23 protein-coding genes are annotated in these 18,939 nt (G+C 31.2%); 13 read left to right on the top strand and 10 right to left on the bottom strand.

Going from position 1 to position 18,939, the window contains the following annotated elements; all coding sequences use genetic code 11:
- Positions 1 to 125: 125 nt before the first annotated feature.
- The 3 genes from PYW44_RS12275 to PYW44_RS12265 form a co-directional block, all read right to left on the bottom strand.
- Complete coding sequence (locus tag PYW44_RS12275; protein ID WP_021339654.1) at positions 126 to 329, bottom strand: hypothetical protein; 204 nt, start codon at positions 327 to 329, stop codon at positions 126 to 128.
- Between the two features lie 85 nt (positions 330 to 414).
- Complete coding sequence (locus PYW44_RS12270; RefSeq protein ID WP_021339655.1) at positions 415 to 585, bottom strand: hypothetical protein; 171 nt, start codon at positions 583 to 585, stop codon at positions 415 to 417.
- A 41-nt stretch (positions 586 to 626) separates the two neighbouring features.
- Entirely contained in the window at positions 627 to 965 is a 339-nt protein-coding gene (locus tag PYW44_RS12265) for a hypothetical protein (protein ID WP_021339656.1), read from the bottom strand.
- Between the two features lie 144 nt (positions 966 to 1,109).
- Between PYW44_RS12265 and PYW44_RS12260 the strand changes: the two genes are divergently transcribed.
- The 5 genes from PYW44_RS12260 (at position 1,110) to cspD (ending at position 2,854) form a co-directional block, all read left to right on the top strand.
- Complete coding sequence (locus PYW44_RS12260) at positions 1,110 to 1,304, top strand: hypothetical protein (RefSeq protein ID WP_021339657.1); 195 nt, start codon at positions 1,110 to 1,112, stop codon at positions 1,302 to 1,304.
- Between the two features lie 34 nt (positions 1,305 to 1,338).
- The gene (locus tag PYW44_RS12255; RefSeq protein WP_002512023.1) at positions 1,339 to 1,539 is read left to right on the top strand and encodes a hypothetical protein; all 201 of its coding nucleotides are present in this window, start codon (positions 1,339 to 1,341) and stop codon (positions 1,537 to 1,539) included.
- Positions 1,540 to 1,671: 132 nt separating this feature from the next.
- Complete coding sequence (locus PYW44_RS12250) at positions 1,672 to 2,055, top strand: phosphate-starvation-inducible PsiE family protein (protein WP_230456613.1); 384 nt, start codon at positions 1,672 to 1,674, stop codon at positions 2,053 to 2,055.
- 70 nt (positions 2,056 to 2,125) lie between these two features.
- On the top strand, positions 2,126 to 2,284 hold the full coding sequence (locus tag PYW44_RS12245) for an Rv0909 family putative TA system antitoxin (protein WP_021339658.1): 159 nt from the start codon (positions 2,126 to 2,128) through the stop codon (positions 2,282 to 2,284).
- 369 nt (positions 2,285 to 2,653) lie between these two features.
- Positions 2,654 to 2,854, top strand: a complete 201-nt coding sequence (gene cspD / locus PYW44_RS12240; protein WP_002506017.1) for a cold-shock protein CspD — start codon at positions 2,654 to 2,656, stop codon at positions 2,852 to 2,854.
- Positions 2,855 to 2,970: 116 nt separating this feature from the next.
- On the opposite strand, the gene PYW44_RS12235 is transcribed toward cspD, so the two are convergent.
- Positions 2,971 to 4,134 carry an MFS transporter gene (locus tag PYW44_RS12235; protein WP_021339660.1) on the bottom strand — a complete coding sequence of 388 codons (1,164 nt, stop codon included), beginning with the start codon at positions 4,132 to 4,134 and terminating at the stop codon, positions 2,971 to 2,973.
- 115 nt (positions 4,135 to 4,249) lie between these two features.
- Between PYW44_RS12235 and PYW44_RS12230 the strand changes: the two genes are divergently transcribed.
- Positions 4,250 to 5,140: a LysR family transcriptional regulator gene (locus tag PYW44_RS12230; protein WP_021339661.1), complete on the top strand. Its 891-nt coding sequence runs from the start codon at positions 4,250 to 4,252 to the stop codon at positions 5,138 to 5,140.
- A gap of 315 nt (positions 5,141 to 5,455) precedes the next feature.
- Here PYW44_RS12230 and PYW44_RS12225 read toward each other — a convergent pair whose 3' ends face one another.
- A complete protein-coding gene (locus tag PYW44_RS12225; RefSeq protein WP_002506014.1) occupies positions 5,456 to 5,704 on the bottom strand; it encodes a hypothetical protein in 249 nt (82 codons plus the stop codon).
- Positions 5,705 to 6,046: 342 nt separating this feature from the next.
- On the opposite strand from PYW44_RS12225, the gene PYW44_RS12220 reads away from it, so the two are divergent.
- From PYW44_RS12220 to PYW44_RS12210, 3 genes are all read left to right on the top strand, one after another.
- Complete coding sequence (locus PYW44_RS12220; RefSeq protein ID WP_002506013.1) at positions 6,047 to 6,616, top strand: RNA polymerase sigma factor; 570 nt, start codon at positions 6,047 to 6,049, stop codon at positions 6,614 to 6,616.
- Complete coding sequence (locus tag PYW44_RS12215; RefSeq protein WP_002506012.1) at positions 6,606 to 7,424, top strand: anti-sigma factor; 819 nt, start codon at positions 6,606 to 6,608, stop codon at positions 7,422 to 7,424. Before PYW44_RS12220 ends, PYW44_RS12215 begins: the two co-directional genes overlap by 11 nt.
- Positions 7,425 to 7,569: 145 nt before the next feature.
- Positions 7,570 to 9,045 (top strand): Mur ligase family protein, encoded by a 1,476-nt coding sequence (locus tag PYW44_RS12210; RefSeq protein WP_021339662.1) that lies wholly within the window; start codon positions 7,570 to 7,572, stop codon positions 9,043 to 9,045.
- A gap of 300 nt (positions 9,046 to 9,345) precedes the next feature.
- On the opposite strand, the gene isaB is transcribed toward PYW44_RS12210, so the two are convergent.
- Entirely contained in the window at positions 9,346 to 10,065 is a 720-nt protein-coding gene (gene isaB / locus PYW44_RS12205) for an immunodominant staphylococcal antigen IsaB family protein (protein WP_021339663.1), read from the bottom strand.
- Between the two features lie 365 nt (positions 10,066 to 10,430).
- Positions 10,431 to 11,024 carry a histidine phosphatase family protein gene (locus tag PYW44_RS12200; protein WP_021339664.1) on the bottom strand — a complete coding sequence of 198 codons (594 nt, stop codon included), beginning with the start codon at positions 11,022 to 11,024 and terminating at the stop codon, positions 10,431 to 10,433.
- 368 nt (positions 11,025 to 11,392) lie between these two features.
- Here PYW44_RS12200 and PYW44_RS12195 point away from each other — a divergent pair, with 368 nt between their 5' ends.
- The gene (locus PYW44_RS12195; protein WP_021339665.1) at positions 11,393 to 12,607 is read left to right on the top strand and encodes a CynX/NimT family MFS transporter; all 1,215 of its coding nucleotides are present in this window, start codon (positions 11,393 to 11,395) and stop codon (positions 12,605 to 12,607) included.
- A gap of 95 nt (positions 12,608 to 12,702) precedes the next feature.
- On the opposite strand, the gene PYW44_RS12190 is transcribed toward PYW44_RS12195, so the two are convergent.
- Entirely contained in the window at positions 12,703 to 13,305 is a 603-nt protein-coding gene (locus PYW44_RS12190) for a poly-gamma-glutamate hydrolase family protein (protein WP_226957282.1), read from the bottom strand.
- 442 nt (positions 13,306 to 13,747) lie between these two features.
- Here PYW44_RS12190 and PYW44_RS12185 point away from each other — a divergent pair, with 442 nt between their 5' ends.
- Positions 13,748 to 14,281 carry a hypothetical protein gene (locus PYW44_RS12185; RefSeq protein WP_002506006.1) on the top strand — a complete coding sequence of 178 codons (534 nt, stop codon included), beginning with the start codon at positions 13,748 to 13,750 and terminating at the stop codon, positions 14,279 to 14,281.
- A 184-nt stretch (positions 14,282 to 14,465) separates the two neighbouring features.
- Complete coding sequence (locus PYW44_RS12180) at positions 14,466 to 15,203, top strand: alpha/beta hydrolase (RefSeq protein WP_021339666.1); 738 nt, start codon at positions 14,466 to 14,468, stop codon at positions 15,201 to 15,203.
- Between the two features lie 179 nt (positions 15,204 to 15,382).
- Here PYW44_RS12180 and PYW44_RS12175 read toward each other — a convergent pair whose 3' ends face one another.
- Positions 15,383 to 15,754: an iron chaperone gene (locus PYW44_RS12175; protein WP_002512033.1), complete on the bottom strand. Its 372-nt coding sequence runs from the start codon at positions 15,752 to 15,754 to the stop codon at positions 15,383 to 15,385.
- A 166-nt stretch (positions 15,755 to 15,920) separates the two neighbouring features.
- A complete protein-coding gene (gene brnQ, locus PYW44_RS12170; RefSeq protein WP_021339667.1) occupies positions 15,921 to 17,225 on the bottom strand; it encodes a branched-chain amino acid transport system II carrier protein in 1,305 nt (434 codons plus the stop codon).
- 297 nt (positions 17,226 to 17,522) lie between these two features.
- Between brnQ and PYW44_RS12165 the strand changes: the two genes are divergently transcribed.
- Complete coding sequence (locus PYW44_RS12165; protein ID WP_172457956.1) at positions 17,523 to 18,854, top strand: sodium-dependent transporter; 1,332 nt, start codon at positions 17,523 to 17,525, stop codon at positions 18,852 to 18,854.
- The last annotated feature ends 85 nt before the right edge of the window (positions 18,855 to 18,939 follow it).

Genomic DNA, 18,939 nt, shown 5'->3' with positions numbered 1-18,939 from the left:
TATATTGCAAATACAATAAACATTAAAGGTATCGGAAAAGGTTTTAAAAATATCTTTCTAACATCTTTAGTATTTGATTGAGAATCGTTATATTTCATGAAATCCCTCCTATGTAATTGGTACTATTATTTCTCATAATTATCCATAGTAGTGCCATCTTTCTTAACTTGTTTACTGTTTGCTCTTAGTAATAATATCGTATTACAAACAAATATAATTGCTAATACGATTAAAGCTGTTGATCCACCTATATTGGTGAAATTCAATATAAATAGGATGATCATAAGCGCAATGTTAATTGTGCTGTGTATAAACAGAGACTTGCTCATTTTAATTTCCCCTTAAGTGAATTGGTTTCTAAAAAATTTTAAAGACTATTAGATGTTCACTTACTAGTTTAATTTCTGGTGATTATTATAAATTAGAAACTTTCGTGTCACTATAAAGTATGCCGACGCCACAGCCGCTATAACCCATTTGATAATCGAATTTAATAATCTCGATATATGGATTTTCTGTTAAAAATTCATTCACTTTTTTATTTAATCCTTTTTCTGTCATTGAAGTAAAATTTATGAATTTCATAATTGCATCAATCCTTTTTTATATTATGTATTCTTATTTTATTACTCGCTAGTAGAATATTTTTTCTTAACAACTAAATAATTTACGACAATTAATATAAAAGTTGCAGCTAAAAATATAATTTCAGGATAGTTCATGAAAAGGCTGCCTTTGGTATCCCAAAAACCAAAAAGTCGAAATATAAGTATGAGTACTAAAATATAAACTAGCCAAACACAGGTTCTGGCTAAAATTTCAATGAATATTTTCTTTTGTCTTTTATTATATCGGCTATTGTTCTTGTTATTATCCACAGCTTCACTTGGTAAATACTTGCTTGTTATCACTGTCCAAATTGATGAAAATATCAAAATAGCAATGAAGAATAAAAGTAATTTCAAAATGGTATCTCCTTATTAATTAATCAACAATATAAGTATAATCCATTTTGTATTGCTTTTAAATATATTATCAATGAAATATTTATGGCAAAAAAATTATGTTAGTGTAGTGTTTGAAGAATTAAAAACTAAGGAGATGTATTGATGAAGAAAGAAGAGGATTTAGACACGGGTTTTATGATTTCTAGTTTTATAAATATCTTTCTTGTATTAATCATAGCTTTCGGTTCATCTTCATTAAGTATGCCATTATTAATTATATTAGTAATAATTACCATGCTAAATGCAGGTTACCTCGTTTATAAAGCTATGAACATAAGAAAAAAACACAATAATTAAGCTTACATATCATTATAAAAAAGGAGATATATTTATGATCATCACAATCTTCATTATAGTCTTGCTCGTTAATTTTCTAGAAGCATTGTATTTATTAACAAAGTGCTGGCATTTAAAGAAAAATAATGCGCCAGATAAAGAATACAAAAAAATGATTGATAAAGTGGCACCCATATTGAGTTGGACAATGATTATTTCGGTAATATTGTTAGTGGGCACATTTCTAGTTGGTTAGCTGAATTATAAATTTTATTTATAAGGTTCTATATGATGTAATTTATGATATAAATGTTAAAATGGATGTCCTTATACAAGTGTTTGTATAAGGACATTCTCAAGCTAAGGAGATTTATTAATATTGAACAAAGTGATAGATTATTTCACTAAAGCACTTTATTTTTGTTTAAACCTCTGTATTGCAATATTAGGAGTTATTTTAGTCGTATTTTTATTTCAAGAATGTTGGGGTATGATTTATACCTTTATAGAAAATAAAAATGTGAAGTATAATTATGTCGTAGAGAAAATGTTGATTGCTTTCATGCATATCGAATTCATACTTTTAATCATACAATATTTCAGAAAGAATTATCATTTCTCATTACAATTTTTTATTTACGTAGGAATTACGGCAGTGATTCGATTTATTATTGTAGAGCATTATAATGCAATTGAAACATTGCTTCTTGCAGTGACAATTGGTGTATTAATATTTTGCTTACACTTATTGAAACGCTATTCATTAGATTAAAAATTAAGACACAGATTTTGTGACTGAAATACTAATAAGCATTTAGAATGTAAAAAAAGGAGATTTATAATTGATAAATAAGGTAAAAAGCACATTAAGTAAATATGTAAAAAACGGTAAATTAGAGCAAGGCTTGTATAAAATAAGCGATACACTTAAAAAGAAAACTGGCAAAGATTATTCAAAATATGTTAGTAAAATAATGGATCAATTACGTAAAAGAGTATAATATAGCCTGGAACTAGAGTCATTTGAAACAATGGAGCACACCTAATAGAGTGTCTTCATTGTTTTTTTGTAGTGAATTTATGTTCTAAACGGTGATGTAATTAATGATTATATTAATGAAAGACGTAGTGCACACAGGTTTAACTGTAAATAAAATGAGTAGAGCAACACAATATATTCGTATCAAAGATTAAAAATTAAAATTAAATTAGAAATAGGGGTGTACAAAATGAGTATAACTCGTTATAATAGGTATTAAGTAATTTAGTTCGTGAAATTGATTTGTAGTTTTATTCTTTTGAATTTACTCCTTTTGATTTTTTAAGACAGATTACAAATATTAGTGCAAAAGCACATGGAGGAATTTAATATGAATAACGGTACAGTTAAATGGTTTAATGCAGAAAAAGGTTTTGGTTTCATCGAGGTTGAAGGTGGAAACGACGTATTCGTACACTTCTCAGCAATCACTCAAGAAGGCTACAAATCATTAGAAGAAGGCCAAGCTGTTGAATTCGAAATCGTTGAAGGCGACCGCGGTCCTCAAGCAGCTAACGTTGTTAAATTATAATAACGGCTAAAAGACGAGTATAACTCGTCTTTTTTTATGCCTAAATTTAAATTTCAAAATGATTAATGAAAGTATCAACGCGAAATCCCTTAATCTATCTAGATTAAGGGATTTTATTATGCAATATTATCTTGTTTTTTAAAACTTTTATTTCTAATTAAGATGAACAAGATATTAATGACACAGGCTAAGATACCAACCATAATGACATAATTTGATCCTAGTGTAGTGATAAATATACCACCAATAAATGTACCAATCGTTGTTCCTGAATTTACAGCTGATAAAAATATACCATTGGAAAGATCTGGTGCATCAGGAGCAGATGAAGTAATTACATATTGTGTGATATTTGCGGAAATTCCGGCTAGTGTACCCCAAAAGATTGAAATGATAGCCATTGGTATAAGGAAAGATCCTAAGCCAAACATTGATACATATATAATAATTAACGCAAACGGTAATAGAAAAATTGCTGTTTGTGGAATAGAAGTTAATAGTTTTCCCGCAATAATATTTCCTAAAATGTTGGATATACCATATAGGAATAAAATTATGGATACATAGTGACTAGGCGCTTCTGTCACAATATTTAAGTAATCGGTTAAGTAACTGTAAACACCAAATATAGCAGCATTAAATAGTATAGAAACGAGGATAGATATCCATGTTAAAGGACGTTTTAATACACTAAGTTGTGTGCCGTAAGTCACAGATTTTTTTGTTGGCATTTTAGGTATAAAGATTAATGTTAAAATCAAAACGATTATATTAACCAGTGCAAAAAATGATAAAGCAATAGACAAGTTGAATTGAGTTGCTAAGAAATTAACGATAGGTACACCTACAACCATGCCTGAAGAAACACCAATAAATACACGAGCTACAGCCTTAGGTGCATCTTTAGAATTGACCGAATCAGACGCGACTGAAAAAGCTAAGGCGATATATACTGGGTGGAAAATGGCTGGAATTACTCTAGCGATTAATAAAACAGTAAAACTTGTAGTGAATACTGAAATGATATTACTAATAATAAAAATTAAAAGCACAATAATCATCACTTTTTTTCTTTCCAATTTAGATAATAATAAAGGCATAATTGGACCTGATATTGCTATGCCAATAGCAAAAATGGAAACGAGCCAACCTGCAGTTGAAGTGCTAACACCAAAACGTTCAGCAATTTGAGGTATTAATCCGATGAAACCCATCTCAGTATTTAAGATACCAAAAACACCAATAGTTAAAATGAGTATAATTAAGTTATTGTTTTTCACTATGTACCCCCCTACAGAACTTTTATAATAAAAGTGTAAAGGGTATAAATAGTTATAACAAATACTTAATTGTAATTATTAGATATGCTTAAAACGCATAATGAGGAGAAATGTAATGGAATTAAAAACCCTATATTATTTTGTAACGATTGCAAAAGAAGAGAGTATAACACGTGCTGCTAACACATTGCACATTACGCAACCAACTTTATCTAGACAAATTAAAGATTTGGAAAGTGAACTAGGTGTAAAACTTTTTAAAAGAAGCAACCACAGTATCTATATTACAGATGAAGGGCTATTACTAAAAAAGAGAGCTGAAGAATTATTAGAAATGTCTCACCAAATACAGGATGAATTTAAATTTATTGATAAAAACATTGAAGGTAATGTCTATATAGGTTGTGGTGAAACTAAAGGGATGCAAGTAATAGCTAATGTTTTTAAAAATATTCAATCAGTGTATCCTAGTATTCATTTTCATATATATAGTGGTAATGCAGAAGATATTGAGAGTCGGTTAGATAAAGGATTGTTGGATTTTGGGATATTTATTCAACCAGCAAACTTAAATAAGTATAAAGCATTAAATTTACCGTCATTAGATCATTGGGGGGTAGTAGCTAAAAGTGATAGTACCTTAGCACAGCAAACTTTTGTAACTAAGGAGGATTTATTAACGAAACCGTTAATTTGTTCCAGACAAGTTTTAGATACAACGATTTCTAAAAATGAATTTGCAGATTGGTTTGGTAGTAGTTTTGAAGCACTGAATATTGTAGGTACTTTCAATTTAGCATATAACGCTGGATTAATGGTCAAAGCTGGCATAGGGTATGTCATCACTTTGGATAGTATTATCAATACTTCTATTGAAAACAAACTTAGTTTTGTACCGCTAAAACCGAAATTAATAGCAAAACATAATATCGTATGGCGCAAAGACCATACTTTTTCTAAAGCAGCACAACTTTTTTTAGAAAAAGCGACGGAAATTTGCCAGTAATTTATAAGAATTAGAACCAAATTATTTTTCGTTTAATTGGTGCATATATGTAAAGTGAATACGATTTTAAAGGAAATTATATGAAGAAAATTGAAATTCATATACAGAAAAAACGGGGATAAGGATGGTTTTGAAAAACAATTAAAACAAGATGCACTTGTTTGATATTAGAAGATGTAAGTCATTTCAAAAACAGAAAAGCACTTACTATCACGAATAACTTAAGATGCGTTATATGTAAACATTCCTTTTAAAAATTTATATTACAAGGAATGTTTTTTGAAGTTTAATATCGACTTGTAGTTGGAAATTAACCTAGTTTCTTACAACATCAATGCTTGTATTGATGATGAATAGAACAAGCAATGTAAGCGTAAATGCGCCTATAAATGCTGTGATTAAGAAATACATACCTGATGGTATTAATAAAGATGTGCCTATAAATGCACCTAAAACACCTGAAATCAGACTGACAATGACAGTGGGAATTGAGTTGCTCGTTAACCAAAGCGATAAACTGATGCCTACAATAGCACCTACGATTAGTGTAAGAATGATACTCATCAAAATCCCTCCAGTAGGTTATGATTTACGTCCAGTGTAACACTTATTTATAGACAATCTAGTATGAAGACTTGTAATATTACTGCATTTGTTAGTTAGATAAAACAATTGTACAACCGCTTTTGTAATGAAATGCTTGAGCCATTAGTGGTAATGTGATTAATAGGTTAAAGCTAAAAAGGGGAAAAGGAAATAGCTTTAATTATTTAGCGATATTATAAAAATTTTCTTGAAAGTTAAACTTTTAACATATAACTTTCGTATGTTTATTGTATACATATGTAAATATACATATAGGATAAGTATTTCTAGATACTGAATTTAAACTAAGGAGGGGACGGCATGATAGATGAAAATGATCTTTATAGATCAATAATCGATAAAAAGGACAGTGAGAGCTTAGAAATCCTATATGATCGATATGAGTCATTGTTATTTAATTTGGCTTACAAAATCACAAAAGATGTTCAATCTAGTGAAGAAGTTTTGCAAGATGTTTTCATGAAAATTTGGAATCAAAAAGCAATTTTCAAACCAAACAAAGGAAAAATGTCGACTTGGCTCATTACGTTATGCCGTAATAAATCTATAGATATGTTAAGAAAAAATAAGCATATTGAAAATGAGTTTGATGAGGATTTCCAAGGAATACAAAACAATAGTCTACCAGAATATGACTTATTGGATAAGGAAGTCTCTGAAGAAATTAAAAAAATGATTTCACTTTTAAATAAAGATCAACAAAAGATCATTTATTTGTTTTATTATAAAGGTTTGAGTCAGCAAGAAATTGCTGATAAATTACAAACTCCATTGGGAACTGTTAAGAGTAGAATGAGACTGTCAATTAAGCATTTGAACGATTATTCCAAAAAACATTTAAGAAGGGAGCGTGGAGAAGATGAAAGATAATAGAGTTGATAAGCTATATGATTATTTTAATGGCAATCTGAGCGAAAGTGAAAAAGAGCAAGTTGAAAAAGAATTAGATTTGTCATCTGAAAGCCATGAGACTTTAGACGACTTAAACGTTCTTCACGATTCACTTCCTTATAGTAATCAAGAAATTGAACCGCCAACAGGTATGAAGAAAAGAATTTTAACGTCGGTGCTAGATGAAGACAACAATTCAAACGAAGAAGCAGAAAAAGAACAGCAAGAAGATGAAATTGATACAACAAGTGCAAATAACAATCATGAAAATCAACAAATAGCGCATATTTCGAAACATAAGAAGAAAAAATCTAAAAGTGTTATTACCAAACGCGTATCGATAGGCGTTATAGTAGCGCTATTGTTCTTATCTATTATAGGTAATGGCGTGCAATACTTTGGATATAAGGAATCTCAAAATCAATCATCTTCCATGATTAATACGAATGATGCGAAACCAATAAATTTAAATTCTATGGCCAGAGATGAAGTGCAAGGGCAAGCCTATCTGTCTAAATCTAATGGTACGAAAGATAGAAAATTAATGGTTGAAGCCAATGATATTGAGCCAACAGAAGGTAATGAAGTTTATCAAGTATGGATATTAAAAGGCGAGCAAGCACACCCTGCAGGAACATTTGCGAGTGCGAATGATAAAGGCATGGTTGTTTTTGACTTAAGTAATGTAGATGTTGATAAAGAAGATAAAATAGCAATTACACTAGAACCATCACCTAATAATAAACAACCTAAAGGACAAATGATTATGTCTAGTAATGAAATTTAACTTGGTTTTGATTTAAAAAATTATTTTGAAAGGATCACAGATTAATGTGATCCTTTTCTTTGATTTATACGTATACTTTATAATTACTTTTTTAATATGCATATTTAAGTATTATAAAATAAACGATAAATGTTGGGTGAATATAATGAAAATAACTGTTGAAGATATATTATTAACAATTGGAGAAAACATAGTTAAGAGTTCATTAAGCGTAAAAGTGAAGACAGATAAGATTTGTGAAAAAATTACGTCAATGTATCAAGATATTCAGCAAGACACAATATTTATGTTGAAGTGTTCGGATAATACGGTTTATTATGCGGAACGTGCAAATGAAATGAAACCATTGATTATGATTACAGATGCGAGTCCGTCTACTTTTAAAGATTTCGAATTTAATATGCCCATAATTTATATCAATGATTTTCCTAATGTGGCTAATCAATTAGTGAAGTTATACTATGGAGATGCCATTGACGCTTTAAATTTTATTGCAGTGACGGGTACAAACGGAAAAACAACAACCTGTCATATGATTGGAAATTTATTAACACAGTTAGGTGAAAAAGTAGCTATCATCGGTACGATGGGCGTGTTTGATAGTCATTATAACAAAATGAAATTTAACCATACGACGCAAACGACGCCGATGTATTTTGAAATGGGAGAAATCATAGATTATTTTTATCGTGAAAATTATGATTATGTAATTTATGAAGCAACTTCTATTGCTTTAGAACAAAGACGCATTGACTTCATTCAAAATGAGTTAGCAGTATTTACTAACTTTAGTCCGGAACATCTTGAATATCATGGCACAATGGAAAATTATTTAAATGCTAAGTTAAAGTTGGATAATCTAAGTAAATCGAATTTAGTGAATTGGGACATGACTGAATATAGATCTATAGCAAAAGATGATTTATATTTTTCAAATCAAGAAGAAACATATTACCAATATCATGCGGAAAATAGTCATATTGATATCATTATCGATGGAGCGAAGTATTGTGTTCATCCTACTTTTGAGGGTGGGCATAATTACATTAACCTAGCGACGAGTATGTTTGCATTGCATAAAATGGATTTCGATATCGAAGTTATTATTCAAGCAGCTCATGTGATTGAGTCACCTTTACATCGTTTTCAAATTATTGACATAGGTGCATATACGATTATTTTAGATTTTGCACATACAGCTTTAGCAGTTAGAGAATCAGTAAACAATGCTTTAAACTATACGGACAGTATTGGAAAAAAATTAAATACGATGATTACTGGTATAGGCTTAAGAGGTTTTGATAAAATCGCTTTGACTGTCGATGATCTTCCTGATGGTGTTCATAAGTTGATGCTGGCTGCAGAGCAAGTAGGGTATGTAGATCCTAAACTTATTATCAAATTTATGAATCAGCATTTACCTGATAGTTATAAAAAGAGTGTGGTTTTAAATGGATGCTCGAGAAAGGAAGGTATACGAGAGCTATTATATGCTACAGATAGCAATAATGAGGTCATCTTGCTTACTGGTATTAATGAACCGCAAAACTTTAAAGGTAGTAAGTATGACCATGATGATCAATCATATATAGAAGAAATACTACAAATGGATATAATTTAACTTAATTGGCAGTGGCTGAATGAATTGAAAATGCGCTTATACCAAGTCTTTAAAAAAACTACTATTGCATTTATGAAGACAAGTAATTATTATACAAAATCTTCAACGCTTGAGTTCCATTTTATAGTCGGCTTTGCCGAGGTGGGCTCATACGTCGAAATATTATTAGAAAAATTAGATTTCTATCTTGCTCCCTAACAATCATTTATCATATAAAACATAAAAATGTGCCAACAAAGTCGCTGACTTTGTTGGCATAGTAAAAGGACCTATAATCAGGTCCTTTTTTGTTACTATTTATTAACTTATCATTACTTTCATTAAATATCCTTGTTCGTCGAAGTGTGCTGTATACATGCCATTATTTGTTTCATAAGTCATATATGAGCCGTTTTCTGTTTGTCCTTCGTCAGACATATGGTTAGACATATGTGCTTCTTTGAACATTGCTTTGCTTACCGTATCGGCTTTAGTATCAAAAGTGATATTAACGACTTGGCCATCTTTATTCATATCAACCATTGTGTCATTCACTTTTTTACTTGTAGACACGTCTTTATCATTTGTTGCAGTGTTAACTTTGTACCCATCAATCATTACGTTATCGTATTTTAACGCTCTTACAAAATCATAATCTTGAGTGAAATGACCATCATATGTTGTGTAGCCAGTGTAATTATAATATGGCATCATAGTTTCTTCCATATTGCTGTTCATCATATTGCCTTGCATATCATTCATGCCTTGTTCCATTGGCATATCACTGTGATTCATATTACCTTGCATATCATTCATGTCTTGTTCCATTGGCATATCACTGTGATTCATATTACCTTGCATATCATTCATGTCTTGTTCCATTGGTATGGCTTGTTGTTGCATATTGTTGTTCATGTTATTTTCTTGAGAATTCATTGTGTCCGCATGTGCAGTGTTATTTCCAATTACGCCATTTCCTGCTCCTAATAAAAAACCTGTAGCTGCGACTGTTGATGATAATACTAATAATTTTTTATTCATAAAGCTTCACCCCTATTTTTAGTTTTTAAAGTAATTCATGTTGTCTAACCTTAATTCTCATTAGATTTTAACTACCAAATTAAATCCAAAATAAGCTTACACAACTAGCCCCCTTTTTAATTTGACTCAATAAATATACGTTTTCTTTTTAGATAGAGTTCACATTTTAGAAATTTTCTTTGAATTATTTTTAAAACGCTATATTCATTCAATCTACTTACTGCTCTCAAATATTGTCATGGACTTTATAAAAAAACGGTTAATCATAACAAAAAGTTATAATTAACCGTTAAAGATATAAAATTCATTTAACTAAAGTAGTTCATTTACAAGATATATTATTCATAATAATTATAAAATGACTGCTACTTTTTTCCTAGTGAAGAATGCGATGGTAAATGTGCCGCTTCATTATAATTTAAAATTGTAGCTTGTTTATTCGTTAGTTTAAGGGTACTTAGACTGCCATTAGACAACCTTGGTGAATCAGTACTGATTTCTCCATTAGAATAGTAAGAAAATACTGCTTTAATAAATGCGCCATGAGAGACAATTAGAATTTTTTGATCTTTGTACTGTTCTATAACTGAGTTTATCCCATTAAGAAAGCGATCTGTTACGACGTGTGCTTGTTCTTTGTTTGGGTAAAGTCGATCGGGATATAACGCTGTACGTTCTTCTGTTGATAATCCCTCAGCATCGCCGAATGAAATTTCAATAAAGGCCTCCATTTCTATCAAAGGTATAGTGAGTTGTTGCTGAATAATTTCTGCTGTCTTTTTCGCTCTCGCTAATGGGCTCGTGATGATAATATCCCATTCTGAATGATTTAGAAATTTGCTGCATGCTTCGGCTTGTTTAACGCCTGTGTTATTTAATGGTACGTCTGTGCGACCTTGTAATTTCCCTGCTGTATTCCAGTCTGTTTCCCCGTGTCTAATAAAACAAATTTCCGTCATTGATATCAACCTTTATCATAGTTTTTTTTAATTCAAAATTATATTATTACCATTTACTCATATATAGATATGTATAAATGTGTCATGTATCTTATAGCTTAGTTTCTCATGTATCTATTCATTTTACAAAAGTAGTTCTATAATTAAAAATTTATCATCTTTAAATATATTTAGTATTGTAGTAACGTAATTAGCAATAGTATAAATAGGTCGCTATAATACTTTTTACTGGTTGGTAAATTGACTGCGATTATTTTAATAAAAGAAGCTATTTTAAAATGAATATAGTAACATTGAATGATATAGAGTATATAAGATTTTAAAATATGGTGAGTTAAAATTAAGTTATTGTAGAAAGGTGGGGTAAGATGTCGGAACTTTATCGTACACACAGAATTAATGAGCGTTGGGGCGTTATTATAGCTATTGTTTTTATAGCTTCGACATTAAGAGCGCCACTTACTTCTGTAGGTCCTGTAATCGAAGAGATTAAACAAGTGATGGAAATTGATAATAGTGTAGCGGGTATTTTAACTACTATACCACTGATTATTTTTGCGATTGTATCACCACTTGTCTCTAAAGTTACGTCACGCTTAACGATGTCGCGCACGATATTTTACTCTACGATATTATTGATTGTTGCGTTGTTTTTACGTATCGCTGGTGACTTTAATTTGTTTATTATTGGGACATTATTGCTGGGTATTGCCATTGCATTTGGGAATGTCGTCTTACCAAGTTATGTTAAATGGTATTTTCCAATGCAAATTGGATTAGCGACAGGTATTTATAGTGGGACGATGAATTTTACAGCTGGCTTAGGTGGGGGATTAAGTTTTCCATTATCCGAAATATCACCTATAGGATTTAGATTGTCATTATCTTTTTGGATTATCTTTGGTGTAATTGCGTTATTGTTGTGGATACCTAAAGCACGTACAGGTGCCAAATTGGAACAAGCGACAGTGGATCAGTCGAAACTAAAGACTTCAAAAAAAGTAAATATTGTAAAGTCTAAATTAGCGTGGATGGTCGCATTGACGATGGGATTTCAATCGATGGTGTTCTATACGATGGTTGCATGGGTGCCTTCAATTCTCATAGATAGAGGGTTAGAACCCACCACAGCAGGCTATTTATTGATGTTAAATCAATTCTCTCAAGTTCCTATGACTTTTATATTTCCAATTGTTGCTTCTAAGTTGAAAGATCAACGTATTTTAGTCGTGATTATTACAATATTATTCTTAATCGGATTTAGTCTGTTCTTTACACAATCACTCGTGCTATTGATTATTGGTATTGTGATTGCAGGTTTAGCTATGGGGGCATGTTTCAGTTTATGTATGACATTCTTCTCGATTCGTGCGAATACAAGTGAAGGCAGTATATCACTTTCAGGGTTTGGACAATCTGTCGGTTATTTAATTGCTGCAATTGGACCATTCCTAATTGGTTATCTGTATGATGCAACTGGAAGTTGGAATTCAGGTGTTGTCGCATTAATCATTATGTCCATTTTAATCTTTATTTTTGGCTATCCTGCTGCTAAAAATAAAGTGGTTGAAGATGAAACGTAATAAAATTCGGAAAATAAATGATAAAAAACGCGGTCGTTTGAGTTAAAAAAGCGACTGCGTTTTTATGTTAGCTTAAAAGAGAATTTTTAATGAAATTATTCATGTTCATGTATTGCTGTTTGTATTGCTTGAGCAAAGTCATACATTGCAAAGCTCCAATTACTTTGATCTTGCCTAGAATTCATAGTTAGGTCTTGGTTGTTAAAAAAGGATTGTCGTAATCCAGTCGTTAATTCTAACTGTACACCTGCATTTTGATTGTTTTTATTGACAATATTTTCGTCAGCTTCACCTTCTAAATGACTAGGGGATGTTTGTACATCGAAATCTTTAAGCTCTAATTGTTCTTCGATAGACGCTTTTAAAGCATCATCTTTACCACCAATATAAACGATAGGTGCATCGCCGTTTGCACCATGAATCATGACAGAATTTGATACTTGTTGTTGCATATCTTCTATAATAGGTTCATCAAAGTTAACTGAAGTTACATGTAAACTTGCGTTGTTCGTGGAACGTATACCTTGGAAGCTATAGTAATTATATGCCCCCTTGGTAGCAGTTAGTTTTGCTACTTCACTAGTTCCAGGTTCGATATTACCTCCGTGTATTGCTGCAATAAGCGCGTTGCTCTGGTTGTTGTTATAAGTGATTTCCCAGTCGCTACCTTCTTCGGTGTCTTCCATAAGTTCAGTCATTGACGTGTATAAATCATTGGCATAAATCGCTTTAGGAGATAAAGTAAGGAAAAAACAAAATGTTAAAAAGCATATAGTGGAAAATGAAGTGATCTTTAAAAATGAGGTGACTCTTTGATTAGAACTATACATACGACAACTCCTATTGATATTAAATCATATTTTATAAATATAATAATAGCATACAATTGTAAATGCTATAAAACATTTATAAAATCAAAAATATATGTTAGGTTGTGAAAAGTAAAAGTTCATTGTACAATAATTGTTCATGCCCTCGGGCATGATAACTAGAGGCAGGTCTGTAACATGCCCTTGGGCATGTTAACAGACTTCCTCTTAGTTACGGGCTGCCTTTTGGCGGCTCGTTATTTTTTTTGAGTGTAAAATATGTTACAATTCAAATCCTGCCTCTTAAATAAAACAATGGAGGTTTACAATTATGATAAATATTATTTCGGCGATTGGCTCACTTGGTACATTTATAATGGCACTGTTTTACTTTATATCAGTCAGTGTGCAACTGTACCAAATGAAAATCAGTTTTTTACCGGCGCTCGGTTTTAATCAAATACTGATTACTAGAGACCATGATGAATTAAACTTAAGAAATACTGCTATTGATAGTGATGAAGACCAAGATTTTTTGAAATTATATAACTTGGGTGGCGGTGCTGCTAAAAATATAAAAATAGAAATCTATCTTGGTAATCAAGACATCTTGCAAACAAAATATGTTAATATTTTACCTAGTAAAGAAGGTTATTTGTTACCGATTAATAAAGACGTTTATTCGGAAATTGAAAGTACAATTAAGAATAACGGTTATGAATCTGATTTAAATGTGAGAATAGCTTACCAGCATAATGTAAGTAGAAAAACACAAGAAATACATTTAAATGGTAAAATTGACACTTTTAATGCGTATGATGAAAAATCAATATATGAATTACAATTCTTTAACATGAACCAATAACTAAAAACTAAGAGAAGTCATAAATGTTAATAATTCATTAAAATACCCCCTTCAAAAGTAACACGAAAATGTGTTGGATTTTGAAAGGGGTATTTATTTTAAAAAAGTAATAGTTTATATGCTTTGTACGCATTATGAATTTGAATTACAATAAATGATGAAACTAAATTTTGGAGTGACAAAGATGATAAATGTTAAGGCGCCAAACCCAATATTTTTGGAAAATAATGAAGCGGAACGGGCTATATTATTATTACATTCATTCACGGGTACGGTGAGAGATGTAAAATTACTAGCCACTAAATTACATAAAGCGGGTTTTACATGTTATGTTCCTGCATACAAAGGTCATGGTTTAATGTTAGACACGTTGATGACCTATGATATTGAAGATTGGTGGCAAGATGTATTAGAGGGTTATCAATTTTTACAGGATAAAGGTTATTCAAGTATTGGTGTCTGTGGTATATCATTAGGTGGTATATTATCACTCAAATTGGCAGAGCATCAACCTATAGATGCGATAGCTATTATGTCTACACCATATCGAAAAAGTGATGCTGGTCTCTCTGGTAGATTGACTTATTATGGTCAACGTATGGGCGACTTGGTTGGTTTACAACAATCAGAGGTAGTGCAACAAATTGCGAATATTGAGCGCTATGCACCAGGACTTAATCAATTTCAAATCGTAGTTGAAGATGTGATGTCAAAATTAGATCAAATCACTGCACCCATTACTATCAAATTCGGTGAACAAGACGATGACGCTTATGCAACGAGTGCGCGTTATATCTATGATCGTATTACACATGAACAAAAAGAAGTGAAAGGTTATGGGCCATCCAAACATTTAATGACTTATGGTGAAGGTCATATAGAAGTAGAACAAGATGTTATTGCATTTTTCGAAGATTATTAACCTTTTAGCACGAAAAAGCTTTTAGGACACTAATGCTCCAGATAAAAAATGATGATTTCTACTGAAATATAGTAGAGATCATCATTTTTTTACCTATTTACAACAATGGGACAAAAAGCGAATTTAAATTTAGGCTTATATTCGCTTTCTTTTACCGTAATCTTATCTTGGAATAAATTTTAAGTTCTCCAAAATGTTGAACAATCGGCTTTATCATCAATGTTGAATTGAATTATATCTTTTAATAATCTGTAATCGACCTCTTGAGTCCATTTTATTCGAAATAGATTGTTCGTTTGTGAGTAACCAGCGGCATCAATACGTTCACTAAATTCAGTCATGCCTTTCGCTTCAGGTGCAATTGAAAAGTGTTGTTTTGCTTTACTAAAAGCGAGAATAAAAGTACCGTGATCTGTGAACATAGGCTGGTTCCATTTTATGGTTGTCTCAAGATTAGGAAAGGTTTCTGAAATCCAATTGAAAATCTCAGTCATTGTTTTTTTGTGTTTATCATTATCTATAGTTTGTAAAAATTCATTGAAATTATCCATGTAATATCCCATCCCCTTTTAAAAATATAACTAAAATAAATTTATTTGCATAATATCCATTTTAGCAAAGCTAATTATGACAAACCATCATAAAGCAAAATAAGAAAAGGCTATGACAGCGAAACCAATATTATCTCCAGCTCGCTTGTATAGAAACACAATGAATTTATAACGATTTTGCTGGTTTATTTTTTAAGAGAAAATCTATTATTAATCCAACGATAAGTAAGACTATAAATGGTATGAGCCAACTTAATTGAATATCAGAGAGTGGTAACACTTGATATAACGCATTCAGTGGTTGGAATAATTTGAAATCATTGAGTATCTGTAACACTGAAATAATTAAAGTCACGATAGTAGGAATGATAAACGCAAATTTCATTTCAAATGGAATAAAAATACTTACTAATGAAATGAGTACCAATACAATCGACGTTGGATATATAAATGTTAACAAGGGCACTGCAATTTCTAATATCAGTTCTAAACCTAATGTTGAAACTAAAAAGCCTAATAATGAAAAGATAAGCACGAAAATTTTATATGATACTTTCGGTAATTTTTTCATCGCAAAGGCCGCACATGCATTTACTAATCCAACACAAGTAGTTAAGCAAGCCAATATAACGATGATGCCAAATAATAGGTTGCCAAATGAGCCAAATACACGTAACGAATTAAAAGTTAAAATTCCTGTGCCATCTTTAAAGCCAGCTTGAGTTGTTGTAGCACCTACATAAGCCAGTGCAAAATAGATGACTAATAGTAAAATAGCAGAGATCAAACCAGCTTTAATTACGTTTTTAACGAGTGTTTTTTGATCGGTAATGCCGTTCATTTTGAAGCTTTGCACAATCACAACAGAAAAGGCTAGCGCAGCCACAAGATCCATCGTGAAATACCCCTCTAAAATACCTGATACGAGTGGAGTTTGTGCATAATCACCACTTGGTTGGCCAATTGAACCTTCTGGATTTATGATTACTAGAATACATAAAATAGCTATAATAAATATTAAAATAGGTGTAAGGTATTTACCTAAATTATCTATAATACGATTTGGATATAATGCGATAAAATAAACAATTAGGAAAAATATTATTGAAAATACGATTAATGTAACATGATTATGTACTGGTAAAACATGATTTGTTCCAATTTCGTACGCAACATTTGCAGCACGTGGGATACCATATAATGCACCGATAGATAAATAAATAAAGATAGCAAAGATTGTCCCAAAAATAGGGTGGACTTTGTTACCAATACTTTCAACGCCGCCATTCATATAAGCTACGACGATTACTGTAAGATAAGGCAATAAGATGCCTGTTATAGCGAATCCAGTCATAGAAACCCACATATTTTCTTGAGCTGTATAACCTAACATAGGTGGAAATATTAAATTTCCGGCTCCAAAGAAAAATGAGAATAACATTAGACCAGAAATTAAGATGAGTCTGTTCATTTCTAATACCTCGATTTAAAGGAAATTTACTTGCACAAAACGTAAGCAACTTTAACATATATTTCTTGTTAATTCAATAAGATGTCAGATAATTTTCAATATTAAAAGTATTGTGTTTTATAAACGTCATAAAATGTTCAATGTAACAGAAGGCTCTCATGTTTTGTCTTAAGATACATAGTGCGCACCAACAAAGGAAATTTATATTGAGACAATCACTGAAAAATGTTATAGTAATTGCTATGTTACTAAAACGCTTTAACGCAATGAAGTTTTGTAAAACACAAAGGATGTAAAATTATGAGTAAACAATCACAATGGAAGTCATCGACGGGCTTCATTTTAGCAAGTGCAGGATCTGCTATAGGGCTAGGAGCAATGTGGAAATTTCCATATATGGCTGGTATGTATGGCGGAGGCGCATTTTTATTAATGTTTTTAATATTTACGATAGTTGTCGGACTACCTCTATTAATGATGGAATTTACTGTTGGTAAGTTGGGGAAGACTTATACAACTGTAATTTATGAAAAGTTAACAAAGAAAAAATGGTTGAACGTTATTGGATGGAACGGTAATTTAGCTGTATTCATACTATTTGGCTTTTATAGTGTGATAGGTGGTTGGATTATCATTTATATATTTAACGTTGCACTTCAAATATTAACCCTTAATGGTAATCAATTAGGAAGTATACAGTTTGAATCTATTATTAGTAATCCTTTCTTAACGATTACTGGGCAAGGCATCTTTATATTGTTAACGATGTTTATTGTGATGATGGGTGTTGAAAAAGGTTTAGAAAAAGCCTCTAAGTTTATGATGCCACTATTGTTTATCTTTTTAATTGTTATTGTTATTAAATCTTTAACGCTTGAAGGATCATTTGAAGGACTAAAATACATTTTGCAACCACGCCTAGAAGAAGTTTCTATGGAGGGTGTCTTATTTGCACTTGGGCAATCCTTCTTCACATTATCATTAGGGACAACAGGCATGATTACATACGCGAGCTATGCGTCAAAAGAGATGACTATTAAGACTTCAGCAATTTCTATTGTAGCGATGAATATACTGGTTTCAATTTTGGCAGGTTTAGCTATATTTCCTGCGATTTCAGCATTTGGCTACAGCCCAACAGAAGGGCCTGGGTTACTATTTAAAGTATTACCAAAAGTATTTGATCAAATGGCATTTGGCCAAGGATTTTACCTAATCTTTTTAATATTATTCTTATTTGCAGCACTTACTTCTTCTATTTCACTATTAGAATTGAACGTTTCGAACTTCACAAAAAATGATAATTCAAAACGTAAGCCAGTTGCATTTTATGTAAGTATATTAGTGTTCGTAATCAGTATCCCTGCAACACTATCTTTTGGGAGTTTAGGTCATATACAATTTGCAGCAGGTACTATCTTTGATAATATGGACTTTTTAGTATCGAATATATTAATGCCATTGGGAGCATTAGGAACAACACTAGTTGTTGGTCAATTATTAGATAAAAATGATTTGAAAGCACATTTTGGCAAAGATAAACTTAGATTATTTATACCTTGGTATTACTTAATTAAATTTATTTTACCTATAGTAATTATTTTGATCTTTGTAGTACAATTCATATAAAGGTTTTAAAGAACTACTACTGCATTTATGAAGACAAGTAGTTCTTATGCAAGAGCTTTAGCTCTTGTATTCTATTTTCAAGTCC

Source organism: Staphylococcus equorum, assembly GCF_029024965.1.
In the GTDB taxonomy this organism is placed as follows: Bacteria; Bacillota; Bacilli; order Staphylococcales; family Staphylococcaceae; genus Staphylococcus; species Staphylococcus equorum.
The sequence above is the reverse complement of the archived record's forward strand: the minus strand, read 5'-3'. Positions and strand labels throughout refer to the sequence as shown.

Excerpts from the sequence above, each read along its gene's own strand:
- PYW44_RS12275 (WP_021339654.1), bottom strand. The coding sequence starts at position 329 with ATGAGCAAGTCTCTGTTTATACACAGCACAATTAACATTGCGCTTATG.
- PYW44_RS12270 (WP_021339655.1), bottom strand. The coding sequence starts at position 585 with ATGAAATTCATAAATTTTACTTCAATGACAGAAAAAGGATTAAATAAA.
- PYW44_RS12260 (WP_021339657.1), top strand. The coding sequence starts at position 1,110 with ATGAAGAAAGAAGAGGATTTAGACACGGGTTTTATGATTTCTAGTTTT.
- PYW44_RS12255 (WP_002512023.1), top strand. The coding sequence starts at position 1,339 with ATGATCATCACAATCTTCATTATAGTCTTGCTCGTTAATTTTCTAGAA.
- cspD (WP_002506017.1), top strand. The coding sequence starts at position 2,654 with ATGAATAACGGTACAGTTAAATGGTTTAATGCAGAAAAAGGTTTTGGT.
- PYW44_RS12230 (WP_021339661.1), top strand. The coding sequence starts at position 4,250 with ATGGAATTAAAAACCCTATATTATTTTGTAACGATTGCAAAAGAAGAG.
- PYW44_RS12225 (WP_002506014.1), bottom strand. The coding sequence starts at position 5,704 with ATGAGTATCATTCTTACACTAATCGTAGGTGCTATTGTAGGCATCAGT.
- PYW44_RS12220 (WP_002506013.1), top strand. The coding sequence starts at position 6,047 with ATGATAGATGAAAATGATCTTTATAGATCAATAATCGATAAAAAGGAC.
- PYW44_RS12215 (WP_002506012.1), top strand. The coding sequence starts at position 6,606 with ATGAAAGATAATAGAGTTGATAAGCTATATGATTATTTTAATGGCAAT.
- PYW44_RS12210 (WP_021339662.1), top strand. The coding sequence starts at position 7,570 with ATGAAAATAACTGTTGAAGATATATTATTAACAATTGGAGAAAACATA.
- isaB (WP_021339663.1), bottom strand. The coding sequence starts at position 10,065 with ATGAATAAAAAATTATTAGTATTATCATCAACAGTCGCAGCTACAGGT.
- PYW44_RS12200 (WP_021339664.1), bottom strand. The coding sequence starts at position 11,024 with ATGACGGAAATTTGTTTTATTAGACACGGGGAAACAGACTGGAATACA.
- PYW44_RS12195 (WP_021339665.1), top strand. The coding sequence starts at position 11,393 with ATGTCGGAACTTTATCGTACACACAGAATTAATGAGCGTTGGGGCGTT.
- PYW44_RS12190 (WP_226957282.1), bottom strand. The coding sequence starts at position 13,305 with ATGACTGAACTTATGGAAGACACCGAAGAAGGTAGCGACTGGGAAATC.
- PYW44_RS12185 (WP_002506006.1), top strand. The coding sequence starts at position 13,748 with ATGATAAATATTATTTCGGCGATTGGCTCACTTGGTACATTTATAATG.
- PYW44_RS12180 (WP_021339666.1), top strand. The coding sequence starts at position 14,466 with ATGATAAATGTTAAGGCGCCAAACCCAATATTTTTGGAAAATAATGAA.
- PYW44_RS12175 (WP_002512033.1), bottom strand. The coding sequence starts at position 15,754 with ATGGATAATTTCAATGAATTTTTACAAACTATAGATAATGATAAACAC.
- brnQ (WP_021339667.1), bottom strand. The coding sequence starts at position 17,225 with ATGAACAGACTCATCTTAATTTCTGGTCTAATGTTATTCTCATTTTTC.